Source organism: Thermomonospora echinospora (assembly GCF_900108175.1).
Classification (GTDB): domain Bacteria; phylum Actinomycetota; class Actinomycetes; order Streptosporangiales; family Streptosporangiaceae; genus Thermomonospora; species Thermomonospora echinospora.
Window position 1 is genome coordinate 45,915 of record NZ_FNVO01000024.1, and the last position, 22,804, is coordinate 68,718.

Annotated in this window: 18 protein-coding genes; 16 read left to right on the forward strand and 2 right to left on the reverse strand. The window is 72.1% G+C overall.

The window, feature by feature from the left end; all coding sequences use genetic code 11:
• Positions 1-106: 106 nt before the first annotated feature.
• The 8 genes from fbaA (at position 107) to C4U03_RS33765 (ending at position 8,822) form a co-directional block, all read left to right on the forward strand.
• Entirely contained in the window at positions 107-1,129 is a 1,023-nt protein-coding gene (gene fbaA, locus C4U03_RS33730) for a class II fructose-bisphosphate aldolase (RefSeq protein WP_103943862.1), read from the forward strand.
• Positions 1,130-1,256: 127 nt separating this feature from the next.
• Positions 1,257-1,715, forward strand: a complete 459-nt coding sequence (locus tag C4U03_RS33735; protein WP_103943863.1) for a winged helix-turn-helix transcriptional regulator — start codon at positions 1,257-1,259, stop codon at positions 1,713-1,715.
• A gap of 103 nt (positions 1,716-1,818) precedes the next feature.
• A complete protein-coding gene (locus tag C4U03_RS33740; protein ID WP_235018307.1) occupies positions 1,819-2,334 on the forward strand; it encodes a GNAT family N-acetyltransferase in 516 nt (171 codons plus the stop codon).
• Positions 2,335-2,383: 49 nt separating this feature from the next.
• Positions 2,384-2,803 carry a DUF3151 domain-containing protein gene (locus tag C4U03_RS33745; RefSeq protein ID WP_200827652.1) on the forward strand — a complete coding sequence of 140 codons (420 nt, stop codon included), beginning with the start codon at positions 2,384-2,386 and terminating at the stop codon, positions 2,801-2,803.
• A 270-nt stretch (positions 2,804-3,073) separates the two neighbouring features.
• Positions 3,074-4,357, forward strand: a complete 1,284-nt coding sequence (locus C4U03_RS33750) for an adenylosuccinate synthase (protein ID WP_103943866.1) — start codon at positions 3,074-3,076, stop codon at positions 4,355-4,357.
• 204 nt (positions 4,358-4,561) lie between these two features.
• Complete coding sequence (locus C4U03_RS33755; protein ID WP_103943867.1) at positions 4,562-5,488, forward strand: glycerophosphodiester phosphodiesterase family protein; 927 nt, start codon at positions 4,562-4,564, stop codon at positions 5,486-5,488.
• Between the two features lie 106 nt (positions 5,489-5,594).
• Positions 5,595-7,850, forward strand: coding sequence for an esterase-like activity of phytase family protein (locus C4U03_RS33760; protein ID WP_103943868.1), 2,256 nt, complete (start codon positions 5,595-5,597; stop codon positions 7,848-7,850).
• A gap of 108 nt (positions 7,851-7,958) precedes the next feature.
• Positions 7,959-8,822, forward strand: coding sequence for a hypothetical protein (locus C4U03_RS33765; RefSeq protein ID WP_103943869.1), 864 nt, complete (start codon positions 7,959-7,961; stop codon positions 8,820-8,822).
• 122 nt (positions 8,823-8,944) lie between these two features.
• Here the strand turns inward: C4U03_RS33765 and C4U03_RS33770 are convergent, their stop codons facing one another.
• A complete protein-coding gene (locus tag C4U03_RS33770) occupies positions 8,945-10,048 on the reverse strand; it encodes a magnesium and cobalt transport protein CorA (RefSeq protein ID WP_200827653.1) in 1,104 nt (367 codons plus the stop codon).
• A 443-nt stretch (positions 10,049-10,491) separates the two neighbouring features.
• Between C4U03_RS33770 and purD the strand changes: the two genes are divergently transcribed.
• The 8 genes from purD to C4U03_RS33815 all read left to right on the forward strand — a co-directional run bounded on the left by purD (position 10,492) and on the right by C4U03_RS33815 (position 21,556).
• Entirely contained in the window at positions 10,492-11,739 is a 1,248-nt protein-coding gene (gene purD, locus C4U03_RS33780; RefSeq protein WP_103943872.1) for a phosphoribosylamine--glycine ligase, read from the forward strand.
• Positions 11,740-11,769: 30 nt separating this feature from the next.
• Positions 11,770-13,080 carry an adenylosuccinate lyase gene (gene purB / locus C4U03_RS33785; protein ID WP_103943873.1) on the forward strand — a complete coding sequence of 437 codons (1,311 nt, stop codon included), beginning with the start codon at positions 11,770-11,772 and terminating at the stop codon, positions 13,078-13,080.
• A 19-nt stretch (positions 13,081-13,099) separates the two neighbouring features.
• Positions 13,100-13,915 (forward strand): MOSC domain-containing protein, encoded by an 816-nt coding sequence (locus C4U03_RS33790; protein ID WP_103943874.1) that lies wholly within the window; start codon positions 13,100-13,102, stop codon positions 13,913-13,915.
• 97 nt (positions 13,916-14,012) lie between these two features.
• Positions 14,013-14,870 carry a phosphoribosylaminoimidazolesuccinocarboxamide synthase gene (locus C4U03_RS33795; RefSeq protein WP_103943875.1) on the forward strand — a complete coding sequence of 286 codons (858 nt, stop codon included), beginning with the start codon at positions 14,013-14,015 and terminating at the stop codon, positions 14,868-14,870.
• A 346-nt stretch (positions 14,871-15,216) separates the two neighbouring features.
• Positions 15,217-16,503, forward strand: a complete 1,287-nt coding sequence (murA, locus tag C4U03_RS33800) for a UDP-N-acetylglucosamine 1-carboxyvinyltransferase (RefSeq protein ID WP_103943909.1) — start codon at positions 15,217-15,219, stop codon at positions 16,501-16,503.
• A 425-nt stretch (positions 16,504-16,928) separates the two neighbouring features.
• Positions 16,929-18,284 carry a transcriptional regulator gene (locus tag C4U03_RS33805; protein WP_235018308.1) on the forward strand — a complete coding sequence of 452 codons (1,356 nt, stop codon included), beginning with the start codon at positions 16,929-16,931 and terminating at the stop codon, positions 18,282-18,284.
• 613 nt (positions 18,285-18,897) lie between these two features.
• A complete protein-coding gene (locus C4U03_RS33810; RefSeq protein ID WP_146087614.1) occupies positions 18,898-20,427 on the forward strand; it encodes a serine/threonine-protein kinase in 1,530 nt (509 codons plus the stop codon).
• 145 nt (positions 20,428-20,572) lie between these two features.
• Positions 20,573-21,556: an EamA family transporter gene (locus C4U03_RS33815; protein ID WP_235018309.1), complete on the forward strand. Its 984-nt coding sequence runs from the start codon at positions 20,573-20,575 to the stop codon at positions 21,554-21,556.
• A gap of 123 nt (positions 21,557-21,679) precedes the next feature.
• Here C4U03_RS33815 and hisC read toward each other — a convergent pair whose 3' ends face one another.
• Positions 21,680-22,762, reverse strand: a complete 1,083-nt coding sequence (gene hisC / locus C4U03_RS33820; RefSeq protein WP_103943877.1) for a histidinol-phosphate transaminase — start codon at positions 22,760-22,762, stop codon at positions 21,680-21,682.
• Between the last annotated feature and the right edge of the window lie 42 nt (positions 22,763-22,804).

Genomic DNA, 22,804 nt, shown 5'->3' on the forward strand with positions numbered 1-22,804 from the left:
CTTGGCCGTAGGCTGGCCGGTGGCGTCCCCCGATGGGGCGGGCCCCAGTCACAGGGCCGGTCATGGCACCTCGCTGCGGACAGGCGTGAAAGAAAGGACGTTCACAATGCCCATCGCGACCCCTGAGGTCTACGCGCAGATGCTCGACCGCGCCAAGCAGGAGGGCTTCGCCTTCCCCGCCATCAACGTGACCTCGAGCCAGACGCTGAACGCGGCGCTGCGCGGTTTCGCCGAGGCCGAGAGCGACGGCATCATCCAGGTCTCCACCGGCGGCGCCGAGTACCTGTCCGGCACCGCCGTCAAGGACATGGTGACGGGCTCGGTGGCGTTCGCCGAGTTCGCCCGCGTCGTCGCCGACAAGTACCCGGTGAACATCGCGCTGCACACCGACCACTGCCCCAAGGACAAGCTGGACGGCTTCATGCGGCCGCTGGTGAAGATCTCCCAGGAGCGGGTGGCCAAGGGCCTGGACCCGCTGTTCCAGTCCCACATGTGGGACGGCTCGGCGGTGGAGCTGCACGAGAACCTGCAGATCGCCGCGGAGCTGCTGGAGGAGTGCGCCAAGGCCCGCGTGATCATGGAGGCGGAGATCGGCGTGGTCGGCGGTGAGGAGGACGGCATCGTCGGCGAGATGAACGAGAAGCTCTACACCACCGTCGGCGACGCGCTGGCCACCGCCGAGTCCCTCGGGCTGGGTGACAAGGGCCGCTACATGCTGGCCGCCACCTTCGGCAACGTGCACGGCGTCTACAAGCCGGGCCACGTCAAGCTGCGCCCGGAGGTGCTCAAGGAGATCCAGGAGGCGGTCGGCGCCAAGCACGGCCAGGACAAGCCGTTCGACCTGGTCTTCCACGGCGGCTCCGGCTCCTCCCTGGAGGAGATCCGCGAGGCGATCTCCTACGGCGTCATCAAGATGAACATCGACACCGACACCCAGTACGCCTTCACCCGCCCGATCGCCGACCACATGTTCCGCAACTACGACGGCGTGCTGAAGGTGGACGGCGAGGTCGGCAACAAGAAGCAGTACGACCCGCGCTCCTACGGCAAGGCCGCCGAGGCCGGGATGGCCGCCCGCGTGGTCACCGCCTGCGAGAACCTGCTGTCGGCGGGCAAGAAGCTCGGCTGACGCCCGCACGTCCCACGTCCCGTCCGGCCGTGGCCGCGCCCCCTCGGGAGCGCGGCCACGGCCGTTCGCGTGACGGGCGGCTGCTCGACAGGGCGTTTTCTGACGCAACCCGGGTAGCCTCGTAGCCGTGTTGCCCCGCACGTACGAGAGCCAGAACTGCTCGATCGCCCGGTCGCTGGAGGTCGTCGGAGACCGCTGGACGCTGCTGGTGATCCGCACCGCCTTCGAAGGGGTGCGGCGCTTCGACGACTTCGCCGCGCGGCTGGGCATGGCGCGCAACGTGCTGACCGACCGGCTGAACCGGCTGTGCGACGAGGGCATCCTGCGCCGGCACCGCTACCAGGAACGCCCCGACCGCTACGAGTACCGGCTGACCCGCAAGGGCGTCGAGCTGTGGCCGGTGATGATGATGCTGCTCAAGTGGGGCGACCGCTACTACGCCGCCGACGGCCCTCCGATGGTCGTCGTGCACCGCGGCTGCGGCGGCACCCTGACCGACCGGCTGGGCTGCGACTCCTGCGGCGCCGCCCTGGGCCCCTCCGACGTCGAGCCCCGTCCGGGCCCCGGCGCCCGGCCCGCCGGCTGACCGTCCCCTCCCACCGGCTGACCGTTCCCTCCCGCTGCCTTCCGCCGGCAGTGTGACCGATAGAGGGTTGCTTCACGAAACTCTTTGGGATCCAATGAGTTTTATGACGCAACTCAAAGACGAGGGCGGCTCCCCGTGGCTGGGCGACGTGCGCGTGCGGCCGTACGGGATCACCGACGGGCCGCGGCTGCGCCGGATGTCCGGCCGGCTCTCGACGCACAGCCTGTACTCCCGGTTCTTCGCCGGCACCCCGCACATCCCCGACACCTACGTCCGGCACCTGGACCGCCTCGACCACTGGGACCGCGAGGCCCTGGTGGCGCTGGTCGACGACGACATCGTGGGCATCGCCGAGTACGTCCGCGCCCCCGCCGACCCCCACCGCGCCGAACTGGCCGTGCTCGTCACCGACCCCTGGCAGCGGCACGGGGTGGGGCGGCTGCTGGTCGGCTGCCTCGCCCTGACGGCCGCCCGGCGCGGCATCACCGCGTTCGACGCCGGAGTGCTGCCCGGCAACCGCCCGGCCCTGTCGGCCATCCGGACGGCCTGGCCCCTGGTCCGCCCCTGGCACGAGGACGGCTCGGCCCACTTCCGGCTACCGCTCGGCGCGCCCGCCTGACCGATCCGCCCCGACCCGCCGGGACGCCCGCCCCGCCGTCCGAATTACGATGGCGCACATGACCCAGAACCTGCTCGGCGGACCGCCGCCCACCCGACTTCCGGAGAACACCGAGGCCCAGACCGCCCTGAACGACGGCGTGGACCCGGTCGAGGTGGCCGCCAAGCACCCCACCCACTCGGCCGCCTGGGCGGCGCTGGCCGACCGCGCGTTCGAGAACGGCAACGTGATCGAGTCGTACGCCTACGCCCGGACCGGCTACCACCGGGGGCTCGACCAGCTGCGCCGGGCGGGCTGGAAGGGGCACGGCCCGGTCCCCTGGGAGCACGAGCCCAACCGCGGCTTCCTGCGCGCCCTGCACGCGCTGGCCCGTGCCGCCGCCGCCATCGGTGAGAACGAGGAGGCCGACCGCTGCCGCACGTTCCTGCGCGACAGCAGCGCCACCGCCGCCGACCACCTGGACGCCTGACGACACGGCCGGCCCGGTCACGGCACCTGCGGCACCTGCGGCACCTGCGTCACCGCCGCCCCGCAGGTGCCGTGATGCCGCACTCGTCACGGTTCCGGGACGTCAACGGCCTGCTCAGGGACCTGTGATCGGCCTGGCGCGGTTTCCCGGCGGCCCGACTCCGGGTACGATTTGCACGCAAGAGGCCCCTTAGCGCTTGCGCACAGGGGCCTTCGTCATGAGAGGGGATGTGCGCCGCGCCGCCGGTGTGCCGCGGAAGGGGATGACCTGATGCCTGCCATCGTGCTTGTCGGAGCCCAGTGGGGGGACGAAGGCAAGGGCAAGGCGACCGACCTGCTCGGCGGGGACGTCGACTACGTGGTCCGCTACCAGGGCGGTAACAACGCCGGCCACACCGTGGTCATCGGGGACAACAGCTACGCCCTGCACCTGCTGCCGTCCGGGGTGCTGTCGCCGGACGTGGTGCCGGTCATCGGCAACGGCGTGGTGATCGACCCGGGCGTGCTGCTCGGTGAGATCGACGGGCTGGCCGAGCGCGGCGTCTCCTGTGAGCGCCTGCTGATCTCGGCGAACGCGCACCTGATCATGCCGCACCACCGGGCGCTGGACAAGGTCACCGAGCGGTACCTGGGCAAGGCGCGGATCGGCACCACCGGCCGCGGGATCGGCCCGGCCTACGCCGACAAGATCAACCGGATGGGCATCCGGGTGCAGGACCTGTTCGACCCCAACATCCTCACCCAGAAGCTGGACCTGTCGCTGCGCGAGAAGAACCAGGTCCTCACCAAGGTCTACAACCGGCGCCGGATCGAGACCGGCCCCATCGTGCAGGAGTACGTCGAGTACGGCGAGCGCCTGCGCCCGTACGTCGCCGACACCACCCTGATCCTCAACAAGGCCCTGGAGGACGACAAGGTCGTGCTGCTGGAGGGCGCGCAGGGCACCCTGCTCGACATCGACCACGGCACCTACCCGTTCGTCACCTCCTCCAGCCCCACCGCGGGCGGCGCCTGCGCCGGATCCGGCATCGGCCCCACCAAGATCAACAAGGTGATCGGCATCCTGAAGGCGTACACCACCCGGGTCGGCTCCGGGCCGTTCCCCACCGAACTGCTCGACGAGATGGGCGAGTACCTGCGCAAGACCGGCGGCGAGTACGGCGTCACCACCGGGCGCGACCGCCGCTGCGGCTGGTTCGACGCGGTGATCGCCCGCTACGCCACCCGGGTCAACGGCATCACCGACTACTTCCTCACCAAGCTGGACGTGCTGTCCGGCCTGGACCAGGTGCCGGTCTGCGTCGCCTACGACATCGACGGCGTCCGGCACGACGAGATGCCCGCCTCCCAGACCGAGTTCCACCACGCCAAGCCCGTGCTGGAGTACTTCGACGGCTGGAAGGAGGACATCTCCGGCGCCAAGACGTTCGAGGACCTGCCCCCGAACGCGCAGGCCTACGTCCGGGCGGTCGAGGAGATGTCCGGGGCGCAGATCTCGGCCATCGGCGTCGGCCCCGGCCGCGACCAGACCCTGTCGCTGCGCCCGCTGGTGTGACCTCCGCCGGCGGGCGCGCCGCGCCCGCCGGTCACGTACCGTATGCACCTTTGATCCTGTGCGATCCGCCACGATCGGCGCTTCTGTTGCCCAAACAGCCGATGCACACGCCACCAGGGTGTCTACTCTTGGGTCGGCGGCCGTTCCGAAGGCCGTAACCGGCTGATCGGGGGACGTTTGGTTACTCCGCGTAACGTGCCCGGGGTGACGTTCCAGAACGGACGCGTCGAGGTGCACGGGCATCGGGGAGCGCGGGGGCTGCGACCGGAGAACACGTTGCCCGGTTTCGCGTACGCCCTCGAACTCGGCGTCGACGCCATCGAGTTCGACGTGGGCCTGACCGCCGACGGCGTGGTGGTGGTCAACCACGACCAGGCGCTGTCCCCGCTCACCACCACCGACACCGCCCCGGCCACCCCCGGCGACCCACTCTTCCCGTACGTGGGCCGCGATATCCGCGACCTGACGCTCGCCCAGATCAGAACGGTGGACGCGGGGGTGCGCAGGATCGGCCCCGGCCAGGACGGCGACCCGCTCATCCTCACCCAGCTTCCGCTGCCCGGCACCCGGCTGCCTACCCTGGCGGAGGTCTGCGAGCTGCTGCACGGCCTGGACGGCATATGCCCGGCCGTCGAGCTTAAGACCGACCCCGGCTGGCCGGACGACGAGATCCGCCGCTTCGTCGTCGCCGTCGCCGAGGTCCTCGACGCCTTCGGCCTGCTGGCCCGCTCCCGCTTCCTGGCCTTCGACTGGCGCGTCCTGGCCGAGGCCCGCAGCCACGCCCCGCAGGCCGCCCGCGTCGCCCTCGTCGAGCGCAAGACCCTCGCCGCCGGCACCGGCTGGCTGGCCGGGCTGTCCCCCGACGACCCCACCGCCGCCGCCGTGGCCGCCGGCGCGAGCGTCATCTCCCCCGAACACCACCTGGTCACCTCCCAGCTGGTGCACGACGCCCACGGCCTCGGCCTCCCGGTCGCGGTCTGGACGGTCAACGACCCCGGCGACATGGCCCGCTTCATCGAGTACGGTGTCGACGCCATCGTCACCGACTACCCCGACCGTCTCCACCAGGTCCTGACGTCCTACGACCTGCCCCGCCCGGCCCCCTGCACCCCGGCCGCCCACCTCCCCTAGCGGCTCCCACCTGCGATCTTCATCTGGAGGCCGCTCCGGGTTCGCCGGCCGGACTCCGCAGGCTGCCAGTTTCGTCCCGATCTTCGACAGTCGAACGGGAGCCGCGATGAAGTCACGCACCCGGCGGACGGGCCTGGCCGCCGCCGCCATCACGATCGGGTTGACCGGGCTGGTCGCCGTACCGCCGGCGGAGGCCAGCCCGCAGGGGCTCTTCGAGCGGGCGGCCACCTACCCGGTGCTGGAGAACCGGCCCGCCGGGACGCCCGCCGAAGACGCGACCGTGGCGGAGATCAGCGCGGTGAGCGAGGACGGGCGGACGCTGGTCTACACCGACGCGGCGGCCGGGCGGCTGGGGTTCCTGGACATCTCCGACCCGGGCAGGCCGCAGGGCCGTGGGACGTTCCCCCTGGCCGACGGTGAGGAGCCCACCTCGGTCGCCGTGGCCGGGCCGTACGTGCTGGCCGTCATCGACACCAGTGAGAGCCACACCGACCCGTCCGGCCGGTTGGACGTGATCCGGCTCGCCGACCGCACCAGGGTGCGCAGCCTGGAACTCGGCGGACAGCCCGACTCGATCGCGCTCAGCAAAGACGGGCGGTACGCGGCGATCGCCATCGAGAACGAGCGGGACGAGGACGCCGGCGACGGCGGCCTGCCGCAGGCTCCCGGCGGGTTCCTGCAGATCCTCGATCTCACCGGCGGCGACCCGGCGGGCTGGAGACTGCGCAAGGTGCCGTTCACGGCCGCAGACGGCACCGCGCTGCCGGCGTTCGCCCAGGCCGGGCTGGACACCCCGGCCGACCCCGAGCCCGAGTACGTCGCGATCAACGACGCGGGCAAGGTCGCCGTGACGCTGCAGGAGAACAACGGCGTCGCCGTCGTCGACCTGCGCACCGGAAAGGTCGAACGGGTCTTCTCGACGGGCCGGGTCACCGTCACCGGCATCGACACCGACGAGAACGGCACGGTGGAACTCACCGGCTCCATCAAGGACGTGCCGCGCGAGCCCGACGCCGTCGCCTGGATCGACGACCACACCCTGGCCACCGCCAACGAGGGCGACTGGAAGGGCGGCAGCCGGGGCTGGACCGTCTTCAGTGACACCGGCAGGGTGCTGTGGGACGCGGGCAACACCTTCGAGCATCTGGCCGTCCGTTACGGCCACCACAACGAGGACCGCACGGGCAACAAGGGCACCGAGCCCGAGGGCCTGGCCGTGGCGACCTACCAGGGCCGCCGGTACGCCTTCGTCGGCTCCGAGCGGGCCAACTTCGTCGCCGTCTACGACGTGTCCCGGCCGTCCAAGCCGAGGTTCGTGCAGTTCCTGCCGACCAACGCCGGACCTGAGGGGCTGCTGCCGGTGCCATCGCGGGGCCTGTTCATCGTCTCCAGCGAGGAGGACGACGCCGACATCGGACTGCGGGCGGGCGTCCAGGTCTTCCGGCTGGGCAAGCCCAACGTGCCCGGCCTGGTGGCCAGGGAGCCGATCGGCTGGGGTGCGCTGTCGAGCCTGTCGCCGGTGCCCGGTGACCGGCACGGCCTGTACGCGGTGTCGGACTCGTTCTACGCCCCCACCAAGATCTACCGGATCAACACCCAGGCGAGCCCCGCCACGATCACCAAGGCCCTGACCGTCACCAAGGGCGGTGCCCCGGCCGCCTACGACGCCGAGGGCATCATCGCCCGGCCGCACGGCGGGTTCTGGCTGGCGTCCGAGGGCGACGCGAGCCAGACCGGCACCCTGTACGAGCGGAACCTGCTCGTCCGGCTGGACAAGCAGGGCGCCGTCCAGCAGGAGATCCCGCTGCCGGACGACATCGCCGCGCGGGTGGGCAAGCAGGGCCTGGAAGGCGTCGCGGTGACCGGCGCTGGCGCCCACGAGCAGGTCTGGGTGACGTTGCAGCGGCCACTGCCGGGCGACCCGGCCGACGTGGTCCGGCTGGGCCGCTACAGCGTCGCCACCGGCGCGTGGGCCTGGTTCGGCTACGAACTGGAGCCGTCGGCCTCGTCCGGCAACTGGAACGGGCTGTCGGAGCTGATCGTGACCGGCGACCGGCTCGCGGTGGTCGAGCGGGACAAGGCGGCCGGCCCATCCGCCGCACACAAGAAGATCTACTCCATACCTCTGCCCACCGGCACGCCCGCCGCGGGCACCCTCCCGGTGCTGCCCAAGCGGCTCGACCGCGACCTGCTGCCGGACCTGCGAGGCTTCGGCGGCCACGTCCAGGAAAAGGTCGAAGGCCTGGCCGTCGCCGGAGACGGCCGCGTCTGGATCGTCACCGACAACGACGGCGTCAACGACGCCACCGGCGAGACCGTCTTCTCCTCACCCGGCACCGCCCGCCACCTGTTCGGCCACTGACCTGCACCGACCCCCGCCGCCACCCACGGCGGCGGGGACCAATCGGAATAACCCCCGCTTATCGTCGTTTGCCCTACGCATACGAATGACCACCCTTAGTGTCCACATGTGCCGACACGAGAACACGAGATCTGGCTCGAACTGATCCAGGAACGACCATCACTGGCCGCGGACCTGCTGCGCCTGGTGCACCCGGAGGTCCCGGACTTCGAGGAGGCCCGGGTCGAGTCCGGGGCGCTGAACGACTACAAGCCGACGGAGTACCGCGCCGACTCGGTGGTCAGCCTGCTGTCCGGGAACAATCCGGCGCTGGCGCTGATCGTGGAGGTGCAGCGCGGCCCGGTCAAGGAGAAGCGCTGGAGCTGGCCGGCCTACCTGGGGACGCTGTGGAGCCGGCGGCGATGCCCGGTGGCCCTGCTGGTGATCTGCCCGGACCGTGGTGTCGCCAGGCAGGCTCGGGTGCCGATCCAGATGGGGCACCCGGGCCTGGTGATCACGCCGCTGGTACTGGGGCCGGACGAGATGCCGACGATCATCGATCCGGACGAGGCGACGCGGAACGTGGAGCTGGCGGTGCTGTCGGCGCTGGTGCACGGCACCGAACCGGAGGCGGAGAAGGTCTTCGCCGGCATGTTCGACGTCTTCCACCGCGCCGGTCTGGACGGCACGGCCGAGGCCCAGGCATATATTGACGAACTGCTGGCAATGCTTCCCCAAGCGGCCGGGAAGCTTCTGGAGGCGATCATGCAGACCAAGCAGCACGAGTACAAGAGCGACTACTTCCGCCGGGCCAAGGCCGAGGCCGAGGCCGAGGGCCTGGCCAAGGCGGTCTTGACCGTGCTGGACAGCCGCGGCGTCGAGGTGACCGACGAGGTCCGTGCCCGCATCGTCGGCTGCACCGACCTGGAGCAGCTCGGTGTCTGGCTTCGCCGGGCCGTAAGCGCCGCCTCGGCCGGTGACCTCTTCGACTGATCCTCAATCGCCGTCTTCGCCGGGTGCCCCGTTCGCCGCGGCCCCGGACGTCCCGCCTCCCGCCGCGCGCCACCGGGGCCGGCCGCGTCCCGGCGGGGACCGCGGCCGGCCTGCGGACGGTCCTACAGCCAGCCGTTGCGGCGGAAGCCCCGGTGCAGGGCCAGGCACATGACGCCGATGACGGCCAGGACGAGCACGTAGCCCCACTCGGTGTGCAGGGCGGGCATGTTGTCGAAGTTCATGCCGTAGATGCCGGTGACGGCGGTGGGCAGCATGATGATGGCGCCCCAGGCGGAGATGCGGCGCATGTCCTGGTTGTCGGCGACCGTCACCTGGGTCATGTGGGCCTGCAGGATCGGGTTGAGCAGTTCGTCGTAGGACTCGACCTGCTCGCGGACGCGGGTCAGGTGGTCCTCGACGTCGCGCAGGTACTCCTTGATCTCGGCCGGGACGAAGCGGCGCCCGGCCAGGCTGCGCAGCGGGCCGGCCAGCGGGCCGACCGCCCGCTTGAGCTGGATGACCTCGCGCTTGAGCCGGTAGATGCGGCGGGACTCGTCGGTGCGCTCGGGGGAGAACACCGCCTCCTCCACCTCGTCGATGTCCTCCTGGACGGCGTTGGCCACGCACATGTAGCCGTCCACCACCCGGTCGGCGATGGCGTGCAGGACGGCGGTGGGTCCCAGGGCCAGCCGCCGGGGGTCGGCCTCCAGCCGGGTGCGGACCGGGCCCAGCTCGCCCTGCCTGCCGTGCCGCACGGTGACCACGAAGTCGGCGCCGCAGAAGACCATGATCTCGCCGGTCTCGACCAGGTCGCTGCCGTCCGGGCCGTGCTCGGCGTAGCCGACCGTCTTCATCACGAAGAACTGGACGTCGTCGTAGCGTTCGAGCTTGGGTCGCTGGTGGGCGTGGATGGCGTCCTCCACCGCCAGCGGGTGCAGGCCGAAGACCGGGGCCAGGCGCTCCAGTTCGGCGGCGTCGGGCTCGTGCAGCCCCACCCACACGAAGCCCATGCCGTTGTCGTTGCGGTTCAGCTCGCCGTCCCGGACCAGCCGTACCGCGTCGGCGACGGTCTCGGTGTCGACGCGCTGCCCGTCGATGTAGGCGGCCCAGTCGATGACGGCCGAATCGCGGGGGGCGGGGACGGAGGGGGCAGTACGGTGCGGACGCGCCAGCGGCTTGAACAGCGCCATGGTCGCCCGGCCAGGACGAACGCGGGTCATTGCCATCGGGGGTTCCCTTCCCGCCGGCCGTGCGCACGCAGAGCGCGCTCGACCCGCGGGTTCAGCGCGGGGAGCGCACGAGGGCAACGGCCGGACGCCGGATGAAGGCGGACGGATGAACGGTCACGCTCGGACTGTGAGGGACCTCTGCCGTACTGCAAGGATCACCAGGACTCATCCCGACCACCTCCCTTCACTCCTCGGCGTCAGGGCACAGCCGCACAAGGCTATCAATCGATAACAAAGACGCCCCGGCGGCGCCGAAGGTTCACCGCCACAGATGTGGTACCCGTCTCAACAAAAGCATTCATACACGATCGAAGACGGCCCGAGCGTGCGTTCCGGCGGTTCGCCCCGGGCACCGCCTCGCGCACTGTCCCGCGCACCGCCCCGCGTACCGCCCCGGGCGCCGCCCCGCGCGCCGCGTCCGGCCGATAGGCTCGGGCGACGTGCGCATCCTCGTTCTGGGCTCCGGTGGCCGTGAGCACGCCATCGCCCGCGCCCTGCACCTCGACCCCGTCGTCACCGCGCTCCACGTCGCCCCCGGCAACGCCGGGACCCTGGAGATCGCCCACAACCACGTGCTGGACCCCACCGACCCGGTCGCGGTGACCGAACTGGCCGCCCGGCTGCGGCCCGAACTGGTGGTGATCGGCCCGGAGGCGCCGCTGACCACCGGGGTCGCCGACGCGCTGCGGCAGGCCGGGGTGCCGGTGTTCGGGCCGGACCGGGCGGCCGCCCGGATCGAGGGCTCCAAGGCGTTCGCCAAGGAGATCATGGCCGCGGCGGGCGTGCCGACCGCCGACTCCCGGGTGTGCGAGTCGTCCCGCGAGGTGGACGAGGCGCTCGACGCGTTCGGGCCGCCGTACGTGGTCAAGGACGACGGGCTCGCGGCGGGCAAGGGCGTCGTCGTCACCGAGGACCGGGACGAGGCCGTCCGGCACGCCGCCTCCTGTGGCCGGGTCGTGATCGAGGACTTCCTGGACGGGCCCGAGGTGTCGCTGTTCGCGCTGAGCGACGGCAACTCCGCCGTCCCGCTGCTGCCCGCGCAGGACTTCAAGCGCGCCTACGACGGCGACCGGGGCCCCAACACCGGCGGCATGGGCGCCTACACGCCGCTCCCCTGGGCGCCTCCCGGGCTGGTGGACGAGGTCATGGCCACCGTCGTGCAGCCCACGATCGACGAGTTGCGCCGCCGCGAGACGCCCTACGTGGGCGTCCTGTACGCGGGGCTGGCGCTGACGTCCCGGGGCGTGCGGGTCGTGGAGTTCAACGCCCGCTTCGGCGACCCGGAGACCCAGGTCGTGCTGGACCGGCTGGCGACGCCCCTGGCCGGGCTGCTGCAGGCGTGCGCGATCGGCGGGCTGGACCCGGCGACCCGGCTGGAGTGGCACCCGGGCGCGGCGGTGACGGTCGTGGTGGCGGCGGAGAACTACCCCGCCTCCCCGGTCAAGGGCGACGTGATCGAGGGCCTGGCGGAGGCCGCCGCCGTCCCCGGCGCGTACGTGCTGCACGCCGGGACGAAGCTGGACGAGGAGGGCCGGGTCGTCGCGAACGGCGGGCGCGTCCTCAACGTCGTCGGCACCGGGCCCGACCTGGCCGCCGCCCGCGCCACCGCCTACGACGCCGCCTTCAAGATCCGCCTGCGCGGCTCCCACCACCGCACCGACATCGCCTTGCAGGCGTCCCAGGGCTGAGCAGCGGAGCCGCGACAATAAACTCGTGTCGTGATCGAGCGTTACACCCTTCCGGAGATGGGGCGCGTCTGGAGCGACGCGCACAAGTACGAGCTGTGGTGCCGGGTGGAGACCCTCGTGGTCGAAGCCCACGCCGAGGCCGGCACGATCCCGGCGGAGGTGGCCGAGCCGGTCCGCAAGGCCCCGCCGCCCACCCCGGAGCGGGTGCACGAGATCGAGGCGGTCACCCAGCACGACGTGATCGCGTTCCTGTCGGCGTGGGCGGACAACACCGAGCCGCGCGAGGCGGCGGCGTACGTGCACTTCGGCATGACGTCCTCGGACCTGCTGGACACCGCGCTGGCCGTGCAGCTGGTCGAGGCCACCGACATCCTGCTGGAGAAGGCCGACCGGCTGGTGGCGGTGCTGCGCGACCACGCGCTGGAGCACCGCGGCACCCTGCGGGTGGGCCGCACGCACGGCATCCACGGCGAGCCGGACGTGTGGGGGCACCGGGTCGCCGACTTCGCGTTCGCCATGGCGCGCTCGCGGGACCGGCTGCGGGCCGCCCGCGCGGCGGTGGGCGTGATGGCGATCTCCGGCGCGGTGGGCACGTACTCCAACATCGACCCGGCGGTCGAGCGGTACGTGGCCGATCGGCTGGGCCTTAAGCCCGCCGACGTGTCGACCCAGGTGGTGATCCGCGACGGCGTCAGCGAGTGGGTCTCGGCGCTGGCCATCATGGCGACGGTGTGCGAGGCCATCGCGCTGGAGGTACGGCACGGGCAGCGCACCGAGGTCCGCGAGCTGTGGGAGCCGTTCGGCAAGGGCCAGAAGGGCTCCTCGGCGATGCCGCACAAGAAGAATCCGATCATGTCCGAGCGGCTGGCGGGCATGGCGCGGATCGTGCGGGCGCAGGTCGTCCCGGTGTTGGAGGGCATCCCGCTGTGGCACGAGCGGGACATCTCGCACTCCTCCACCGAGCGGATCGCGCTGCCGGACGCCTCGATCGCGCTGGACTACATGCTCAACCTGACCATCCGGCTGATGTCCGGGCTGGTGGTGGACGCCGACCGGATGCGCGCCAACCTGGAGTCCACCGGCGGGCTGATCTACACCTCCACCGTGCTGCTGGAGCTGGTCGAGGCGGGCATGTCCCGCGACGACGAGGCGTACCCGCTGGTCCAGAAGGCGGCGATGGAGACCTGGGAGAGCGGCGTCCCGTTCCGGGAGACGCTGCGCAAGCACGCCGCCGAGGCGGGGCTGACGCTGGACGAGGCGCGGCTGGACGAGGTGTGCCGCCCGGAGCGGTTCGTGGCGCGGCTCGGCCCGGTCTTCGAGCGGCTCACCGCCCTGTCGTGACGTCCCCGAGGAGCGCTGAGTGAGCGCCGTGCTGACCGGCCTGAACGTGTACCCGCTCAAGGGCGGTGGCGGGACGGTGCTGACCTCGGCCGAGCTGGAGCCCAAGGGGCTGCGGTACGACCGCGAGTTCATGCTCGTCACGCCGGAGGGCCGGTTCCTGTCGCAGCGGGACCTGGGCCTGATGGCGCTGCTGCGGCCGTCCTACGACGGTGAGGTCCTCACCGTGCGGGTGGCCGATCCGGCGGCGTCGCCGGCTCCGCTCGTCCACAAGGCGACCGAGGACGGGCCGGTACGCGAGGTGTACGTGCACCGTTCGCAGTGCGAGGGCGTTGACCAGGGCGACGAGGCCGCGGACTGGTTCTCGGCGCTGCTGGGCGTCGACTGCCGGCTGGTCCGGTTCACCGGCCATCGGGAGACCGGCCGGGGGGGCGGCGAGGTGGCGTTCGCCGACGCCTACCCGCTGCTGCTGATCTCGGAGGAGTCGCTGGCCGACCTGAACGGCAGGCTGGCGCGGTCGGGAAGCGGTGAGCACACGCCGCTGCCGATGAACCGGTTCCGGCCCAACCTGGTGGTGTCGGGACTCGGCGCGTTCGGCGAGGACTCGGTGAAGCTGCTGCGCGTCGGCGAGACGGTGGTCGAGCTGGTCAAGGCATGTGCGCGGTGCGTGGTCACGACCACCGACCAGGACACCGGGGAACGGGGCCGCGAGCCGCTGCGCACGCTGGCCTCCTACCGGACCATCGGCCGGGGCATCCGGTTCGGGCAGAACGGGATCCCCCGCACCCCGGGCACCGTCCGGGTCGGCGACCCGGTGGAAATCCTGGAGACGCGATGAGGGTTGTCATGTGCGCAGTGGCCGGTCCGGCGCCCGTACCCGGCGGACGCCGACCGGCGCGCACCGCGTCCAGGACCGTCGACGACATGAAGGCGTCATGAAGCATCTGCACAGTGGCAAGGTCCGGGACCTGTACGAGCTGCCGGGCGGCGAGCTGCTCATGGTGGCCCGCGACACGATCTCGGCCTACGACTTCGTCCTCGACTCGCCCATCCCGGACAAGGGGCGGATCCTCACCCAGCTCTCCCTGTGGTGGTTCGAGCGGCTGGCGGACGTACTGCCCAACCATGTGATCTCGACCGAGCTGCCGGACGGCGCTCCGGCCGAGTGGGCGGGGCGGTCGGTGGTGGTACGCAGGCTGGACATGGTGCCGGTCGAGTGCGTGGCCCGCGGCTACCTCACCGGCTCGGGGCTCAAGGAGTACGGGCGCAGCGGCTCGGTGTGCGGGGTGCCGCTGCCGGAGGGGCTGATGGACGGGTCGCGGCTGCCCGAGCCCATCTTCACCCCGACGACCAAGGCGGCGGTCGGCGACCACGACGAGCCGATGACGTTCGCCGAGGTGGAGGCCGCGGTCGGGGCGGAGGTGGCCGGGCGGCTGCGGGAGATCACCGTCGAGGTCTACCGGCGGGGCGCCGAGCTGGCCGCCGAGCGTGGGATCATCGTGGCCGACACCAAGATCGAACTGGGCTGGTCGCCGGAGGGCGAGCTGGTGCTGGCCGACGAGGTGCTGACCCCCGACTCCTCCCGGTTCTGGCCGGCCGACCGGTGGCGGCCGGGGCGCCCGCAGCCCTCGTTCGACAAGCAGTTCGTCCGCGACTGGCTGGTCTCGCCGGAGGCCGGCTGGGACCGCGCCGCCGGGGATCCGCCGCCGCCGCTGCCGCCCGAGATCGTCGAGCGCACCCGGGCCAAGTACGTCGAGGCGTACGAGCGGCTGACCGGGCGGACCTTCCGGTGACCCGGGCGGGTCCGACCGGCGGGCATTTTCGGCAGGGCTGCGAACTTTCGAATGATCAGGGGTAACTTGGGTCAGTCGGTTTACCATGGTCCTGGTTTGCACACATGCGGCACGGGTCACACTCCGAAGGCCGGAAGGTGCGAACCTTCCAGGGCGTTCGGCGATCTAAACAGCTGAAGGGGCGGCTCCCCCGAAGGGGGCGCAACGGGCATCCCGACCGTCCACCCGGTGGTTTACTACGAGAGCGCGAGGCGGCGGCGGCCCGGCACTCGTGACCCGCCGGCGAACGGGCGGGTGACCCGCAACTCGACACCCGCATCCCATAAGGAGCTAAGGCGTAATGAGCATGGGCCACGAGGTTCGTTACCGCGTGCGCGGCGGCCACAAGCTGCAGGGCACCGTCTTCATCCAGGGCGCGAAGAACGCCGTGCTGCCGATGATCGGCGCGTCCCTGATGGCGTCCAAGGGCCGCACGGTGCTGCGGAACGTTCCGATCATCGAGGATGTGCGGCGTGCGGTGGAGCTGGCCCAGGCCGTGGGCGCCAAGGCCGAGCTGCACGAGGCCGAGCGCACCCTGGTGATCGACGCCTCCACGCTGACCAGCCCGGTGCTGCCGGCCGAGATCGCCGCCCGTTTCCGCGGCTCCTTCCTGTTCGTCCCGGCGCTGCTGCACCGGCTCGGCGAGGCCGTGATCGAGGGCGTCGGCGGCTGCAACCTGGGCAGCCGGAACCTGGACTTCCACTACAACGGCTTCAAGCGGATGGGCGCCACGGTCACCGAGCAGGTGGCCGACGACGGCGCCGGGGTGATCCACATCAAGGCCGGCGACCTGCGCGGCGCCACCCTGTACTGCGACACCCCCTCGCACACCGGCACCGAGAACCTGGTGATGGCCGGGGCGCTGGCCACCGGCACCACGCTGATCAAGAACTGCGCACTGGAGCCCGAGGTGCTCGACAACATCGAGTTCCTGCAGCGGATGGGCGCGCGGATCAGCGGCGGCGGCACCGGGTTCATCACCGTGGAGGGCGTGGACGAGCTCACCGCCGTCGAGCACACCGTGATGCCCGACCGCATCGACGCCGGCGTGTTCGTGATGGCCGCCGCCATCACCGGCGGCGAGGTCAGCCTGGTCGGGGCGTCCCTGGAGCACCTGGGCGTGGCCGCCGACAAGCTGGAGCAGATGGGCGTGGAGTTCCACCAGCAGGGCGCGGTGCTGCAGGTGCGCCGCGAGCGCCCGCTGCGCCCGATCAACGTGATCACCGACGAGTACCCCGGCTTCGCCACCGACCTGCAGTCCCCGATCATGGCGGTGTCCTGCCTGGCCGACGGTCCCAGCTACATCTACGAGCGGATCTTCGACGGCCGGTTCAAGCTGGTGGACGAGCTCACCAAGATGGGCGCCGACATCCAGGTGGACGGCAACCGGGCCAAGGTGCTCGGCCCCACCCCGCTGCACGGCGCCGAGGTCGTGGCGCACGACCTGCGGGCCGGCAGCGCCCTGGTGCTGGCCGGGCTGGGCGCCGAGGGCGAGACCACCATCACCCAGGCCTACTACCTGGACCGCGGCCACGCGCACATCGCCGAGCGGCTGTCCCAGCTCGGCGCCGACATCACCCGCGAGGTCGGCTGACCCGTACGCCCGGAGCGGACCCCGAGGGCGGGTCATCTGACCCGCACTCTGACCGCCCGCTGACACCACCACGGCCCCTGTCACCGCCGAAAAGGCCCCGTGACAGGGGCCTTTCGCATGGTGAAGACTTGACCCGGGCACTTCGGACATCCGAAGATGCCCGATCGAGCCTGACCGTATGGTGACAAATTACTGACTCAAGGGTCGCATAGGTTACTTTTTCGCCGCACTCTTGATTCGATTTCGCGTCTGGGCGTCACACTTCGTCGCCCTGACCCGATCTGCCCAATGAGGAACGAATCGCGGGAACTGCGGTGCTGGGTCAGAAGGCAGGGGCGACTAGCCATGAGTCAACCGTTGGGCGGAACATGCGCGACCGCGCACGACCGCAAGGGGCCACCACCACCCCCCGGGGGAGGGTGCCCATGACCGCGTCGAGGTCGACGGGGTCCGCGCCCGATCTGACGATCGGGGTGGTCGGCCCGCATGATCTGGTGGAACGCGTGATGCTCATGGGTCACGGCCCCACGCCGGTGCCCAGCCGGCTGGTGGCGGCGGCCTACCGGGACGAGCAGGAGGCCGCCGACAAGGTCGTCCGGCTCGGGGCCGGGGTGGACGTGTGCCTGTTCGCCAGCCCGGTGCCCTACGACTTCGCCCGCAAGGCCGGGGTGCTGACCATGCCGGCCACGTACGTGCCGCTCAACGGGGCGGCGCTGCAGGGCGCGCTGCTGCGGGCCGCGCTCGACGAGCGCTTCGACCCGGCCAAGGTCAGCATCGACGTGCTCGCGCGGGCCGAGGTCGAGGAGGCCTACAGCGAGGTCAGTCTGGGCACCGAGCACGTGCACCTGCGCGAGGAGGCCGCCGGGCCCGGGACGCTGGCCGCCTTCCACGAGCGGCTGTGGCGGCGCGGCACCACCACCGTGGCGATGACCTGCGTGCACGCCACCGCCGAGCGGATGGAGATGGCCGGGGTGCCGACCATCCGGGTACGCCCCACCGGCGCCGCCATCCGCAGTTCGCTGCAGACCGCGGCGCTGCTGGGCGCCCACCACCGGCTGGAGGAGTCCCAGCTCGTGGTGATCCTGGTGGACGTGCCGACGCTGCGCGAGACCCCCCGTCGGGTCACCCCCCGCTACTGGCGGGACGAGCTGAAACTGACGCTGCACCGCACGCTGCTGCAGGAGGCGCACCGGATGAACGCCTCGGTGTGGCCGGTGGACGACCACAGCTATCTGGTCACCGCCACCCGGGGCTCGGTCACCACCTCCACCGAGGGTTTCCGGACACCCCCGTTCGTCGAAAAGGTCCGCGAGGAACTCGGGCTGGCCATCGAGGTCGGCATCGGCATGGGCCGCACCGCGCACGAGGCCGAAACGCACGCGCGGGCGGCGCTGGCCCGCTCGCAGTCCTCCCAGCGGGCGCAGGGCTTCGCGCTGGACCGCGACGGCCGGGCGCTGGTGCCCGCACCGCGCACCCCGCCGCGCAGCCAGCCGCAGCCCAAGCCGAAGGGCCTGGAGATCCTGGCCCGGCTGGCCGACAAGCTCGACCAGGAGGGCGCCGGCCGGGGCTCGGGGGCGGACTCCCAGCCCCTCATCGTGGACGCCGAGAACGCCGGCCGGATGCTCGGGGTGACCCCCCGCACCGCCCGGCGGCTGCTGCGCACCCTGGTCGAGGAGGGCCTGGCCTGGCCGCTGCCCCCCAACCGGACCCCGCAGCCCGGCCGCCCCCGTCAGCTCTACCGGCTGATCGTGGAGAAACTCGGTCCCAAGGCCGCCTCCTGACCGTCCGCCCTCCGGCGCCCACCGGTCCACCCGACCGCGGACAGGCCCGCTCCCTGTCCAAGGCCGCCTGATCACCCGGCCGACCGACCGCCCCACAGCGGTCACCGGCCAGCCGCCGCCCGGGAATCCCCGCCCCGGCCGGCAACCCTCCGGCGCCGGCGGATCCACCCGATCGCGCACAGGCTCACTCCGGTCCAAGACCGCCTGGTCAACCGGTGGATCGACCTCCCCGTGGCGGTCACCGGCCTGCCGCCGTCCGGGTATCCCCGCCCCGGCCGGCAGCCCTCCGGCGCTCGCGGATCCGGCTGATCGCGAACAGGCTCACCCTCGGTCCGAGGTCGCCTGGTCAACCGGTGGATCGGCCGTCTCGTGGCGGTCACCGGTCGGCCGCATCGCACCGGTCCGGCCGCTCGCCGGGAGAAGGTGATCAAGGCATGACAACCATCGGGACGGATGGGGCGTCTGACCTATAGCGGTCGTCCACGATGATTGAGGACGAAGCGGCGGCGATAGTGTCCAATGCACCGTACCGTCGCCGTCGTACCACGGCTCGACGCAACGGAGGCCCCGACGGCGGGGCGGTCCGAGGGCGGCTCGGAGCAAAGGATGTGATGTGAGCGGGGAATGGGCGGTTTCGGGGTATCGCCATGTCCGTGAGCTCGGCGGAGGATCGACCGGACGGGTGATGCTCGCCGTCCGCAAGTCCACCGGCACCCCTGTTGCGATCAAGTACCTGCCACCGCGTCCGGGCGCCGGGCAGGCCTTCCGGGACGAGGCGCGGCTGATCGCCGGGCTCGACGACGACACGCTGGTCCGGCTGCACGAACACGCCGAGTCTCCGCACGGCGTCGCGCTGGTCGGCGAGTTGGTCAACGGGATCAGCCTGGAACGCCTCATCAAGGCCGAGGGCCGGCTCGCCCCGGAGGCCGCCCTGGTGATCTTCAAGACCGTCCTGCTGGCGCTGGGGGCCGTACACCGGACCGGGCTGGTCCACGGCGCCGTCACCCCGGGGAACGTCCTGGTGGACGGCGACGGGAACGGCAAGCTCGCCGGTCTGGGCGTCACCGCCTGGACGGGCGCCCCCGCCGCGGGCGGGTCACCGCACTACCAGGCGCCCGAGCTGCGGTACGGCGGCCGGGTGACGCCCGCCGCCGACATCTACGCGGCGACCGCGGTCCTCTACGAGTGTCTGACCGGCGAGCCGCCCACCGGGGGCACCGGCACGGCCCGGCCGCACGAGGCGCCCGGTCCGCTCGTTCCGCTGCTCACCGCCGGGCTCGCCGGCAATCCCGACGACCGCCCCGTCACCGCGCGGGTCTTCCTCGGCCGTCTGGAGACCGTCGCATCGGCCGCCTACGGCCCCGGCTGGCAGGAGCGCGGACGGGCCCTGCTCGTCGAACGGGCGGCGGTGCTGACGCTGCTGTTCCCGCTGTCCCGCAAGATGGTCAGCGACGAGAAGGCCAGGGCCGCCGCGTTCGGAAAGGCCGGACGCCGGCGCGCCCGCGGCGGGGTGCTCGCCGTGGCGGCCGCCGCCCTGATGCTGCTGGCCGGTACGGGCGCGGTGGTGTACGCGGCCGGGGGCTCCGGCGGTGGCGGCGACGCGCTGCCCGGCGTGTCCGCGTCCAGCACGCCCTCCGCCGAGGCGCCCGCCCCGGTCGGCCTCGGCCCCACGGGCGGCCCGTCGACCAAGCTCATCTCCCCCTCGCCGAAGAGGTCCGCGAGCCCGGACGTCCGGGGCGGCGGGTCGCGCAGCCCCGACGACCGCCCGTCCGACCGGCCCAGCCAGCAGCCCTCCTCGCCGGGTCCGAGCACGTCCCCGCCGTCGCCCGGCCAGTCCTTCGTGGCCACCGCCGTCCAGGTCATCGCCCTGTCGCTGGACTCGCAGGGCACCGTCGCCACCGCGCAGGTCAAGGTCACCGGCTCGGGCAAGGGCCAGGTCACCGTCTCCGTCCAGTTCTATGCCGGCGAGGCCGCCCACGGCAGCGCCGAGACCCTCACCGTGACGGTGGACGGCGAGACCACCGTGCAGGTCTCGCACTCCTACGACACCTGTCCCGGCGCCTACGCCGGCCAGGCCACCGCGGCCCCGGGCGCCCCGGCCGCCCATCGCCTCGCCGCCGAAGGGCAGTGCACCACCGCCTGAGCCGGCCTTCGAGGCGGTCGGTTCCGGTCGCGGACGCCCCACTACGGTTGTCCGAAACGCCGGAGCCGACCCTGGGCTCTCGCGGAAACGCGCGGACCGATACCTGCTATCCGGAGGGCCGGGGCATGCCCTATCGTCATGACCCATGACCCCCCATGCTCATGACACCCGTCCTCTGACGATGACCCCGCTGGCCTGGGCCGCGCTGGTCGTGGTCTACCTGGTGTGGGGCTCGACCTACCTCGGCATCGAGATCGTCATCGAGACGATCCCGGCCCTGGTCAGCGGGGGGATGCGCTTCCTGGTCGCGGCGGCGCTGCTGGCGGCGTTCCTGGCGGTGCGGCACGGTCCGGGAGTGCTGCGGGTGTCCCGGCGGCAGCTCGGGTCGGCCGCGCTGGTGGGGGTGCTGCTGCTCACCGGCGGGAACGGCATGGTCGCGGTCGCTCAGCAGCACATCTCCAGCGGCCTGGCGGCGCTGCTGGTCGCCGCGGTGCCGCTGTGGCTGGTGATGCTGCGCACCCTGGGCGGCGACCGGCCGCCGACGGCCACGCTCGCCGGAGTGGTGACCGGCTTCGCCGGGGTGGCCCTGCTGTCGGTGCTGTCCGGCGGCGAGGCGTCGGGCAGCGTGCTCGGTATGGCGGTGGTGCTGTTCGCCTCGCTGTCCTGGGCCGTCGGATCGTTCCTGGCCGGCCGGCTGGCGATGCCCGGCAGCAGCTTCACCGCCAGCGTGTACGAGATGGCGGCCGGCGGGCTGGCGCTGCTGGCGATCGGCTTCGGGCGCGGCGAGCGCGTTGACCTGACGGCGGTCTCGGGCCGCTCCTGGCTGGCGCTGGGCTACCTGGTGGTCTTCGGGTCGCTGCTGGCCTTCACCTCCTACGCCTGGCTGCTGGGCAACGCGCCGCTGTCGATCGTCGGCACCTACGCCTACGTCAACCCGGCGGTGGCCGTGCTGCTCGGCGCCCTCGTCCTCGGCGAGGCCGTGACCTGGGGGATGCTGGCGGGCGGCGCCTTCATTGTGCTCGGGGTCGGCATCGTGGTCTCCACCGAGAGCCGCCCCAGGCCCGCCGCCCTGCAACGGCGGCCAGACGACGCCCCCGCCGTCGAGGACGTCGCCCTGGAGACCCCCTAGTGCGGTGACCGTGCGGCTTCACCGGGTGGCCACGGCGTCCGCAGAGCCGGATCGCGCGTGCCGTCCCGGCCATGCCGACGGCCCCGGCCGTACCCGGCCCGGCGGACGTTGGGAGACGCCGCCCTAGACGTTGCGGTGCGGGTAGTCACCGGCCACGGCGAGGAAGGCGTCGTTCTCCTCGGGGGAGCCGATGGAGACCCGGACGCCCTCGCCCGCGAAGGGACGGACGCTGACGCCCCGGGCATCGCAGGCGGCCGAGAAGTCCATCGTCCGGTCGCCGAGCCGCAGCCAGACGAAGTTGGCCTCGGTGGGCGGGACCGCCCAACCCTGGTCGCGCAGCACGTGCGCGACCCGCTCGCGCTCCTTGACGGTGGCCTCGACGCGTTCGAACAGCTCGTCCCCTGCCGACAGGGAGGCGACGGCGGCGGCCTGGGCGAGCGCGTTCACGCTGAACGGCAGCATCGTCTTGCGGACCGCCTCGGCCACCACCGGGTGCGCCACCATGAAGCCGGTGCGCAGACCGGCCAGCCCGTACGCCTTGGAGAAGGTGCGGAGCACGGCCAGGTTGGGGCGGTCGCCGTACAGGGTCAGTCCGTCGGGCACCTCGTCGTCGCGGACGTACTCGCGGTAGGCCTCGTCCAGCACCACCAGGCAGTCGGCGGGCACCCGGTCGAGGAAGGCCTCCAGCTCGGCGCGGCGCACCACCGTGCCGGTCGGGTTGTTGGGGTTGCAGACGAAGACCAGGCGCGTCCGCTCGGTGATCGCGTCGGCCATCGCGGCCAGGTCGTGGCTCTCCTCGCGCAGCGGGACCTGCACCGACTCCGCCCCCGACAGCGACACCAGCAGCGGGTACGCCTCGAAGGAGCGCCAGGCGTACAGCACCTCGGCGCCGGGCTCGCCCACCGCCTCCAGCAGCATCTGGGTGACGCCCACCGACCCACAGCCCACCGCGACGTGGTCGGCGGGCACCCCGAAGCGAGCCGAGATCGCCTCCACCAGCGCGGTGGCGTTGTTGTCGGGGTAGCGGTTCACCTGCCGCGCCGCCTCGCCGATCGCCTCCAGCACCGAGGGCAGCGGGCCGGACGGCGACTCGTTCGAGGAGAGCTTGTAGGACCGGCCGTCGGCCGACACGACGGTCTTGCCGGGCTTGTAGGCGGCGAACCGGTCCAGCACGGAGCGGAAGCGAGGGGTGGTTGCCTCGGACACCGTTGTCCTCCAGGTGTGACGGATGATGCCTCAAGACTACGA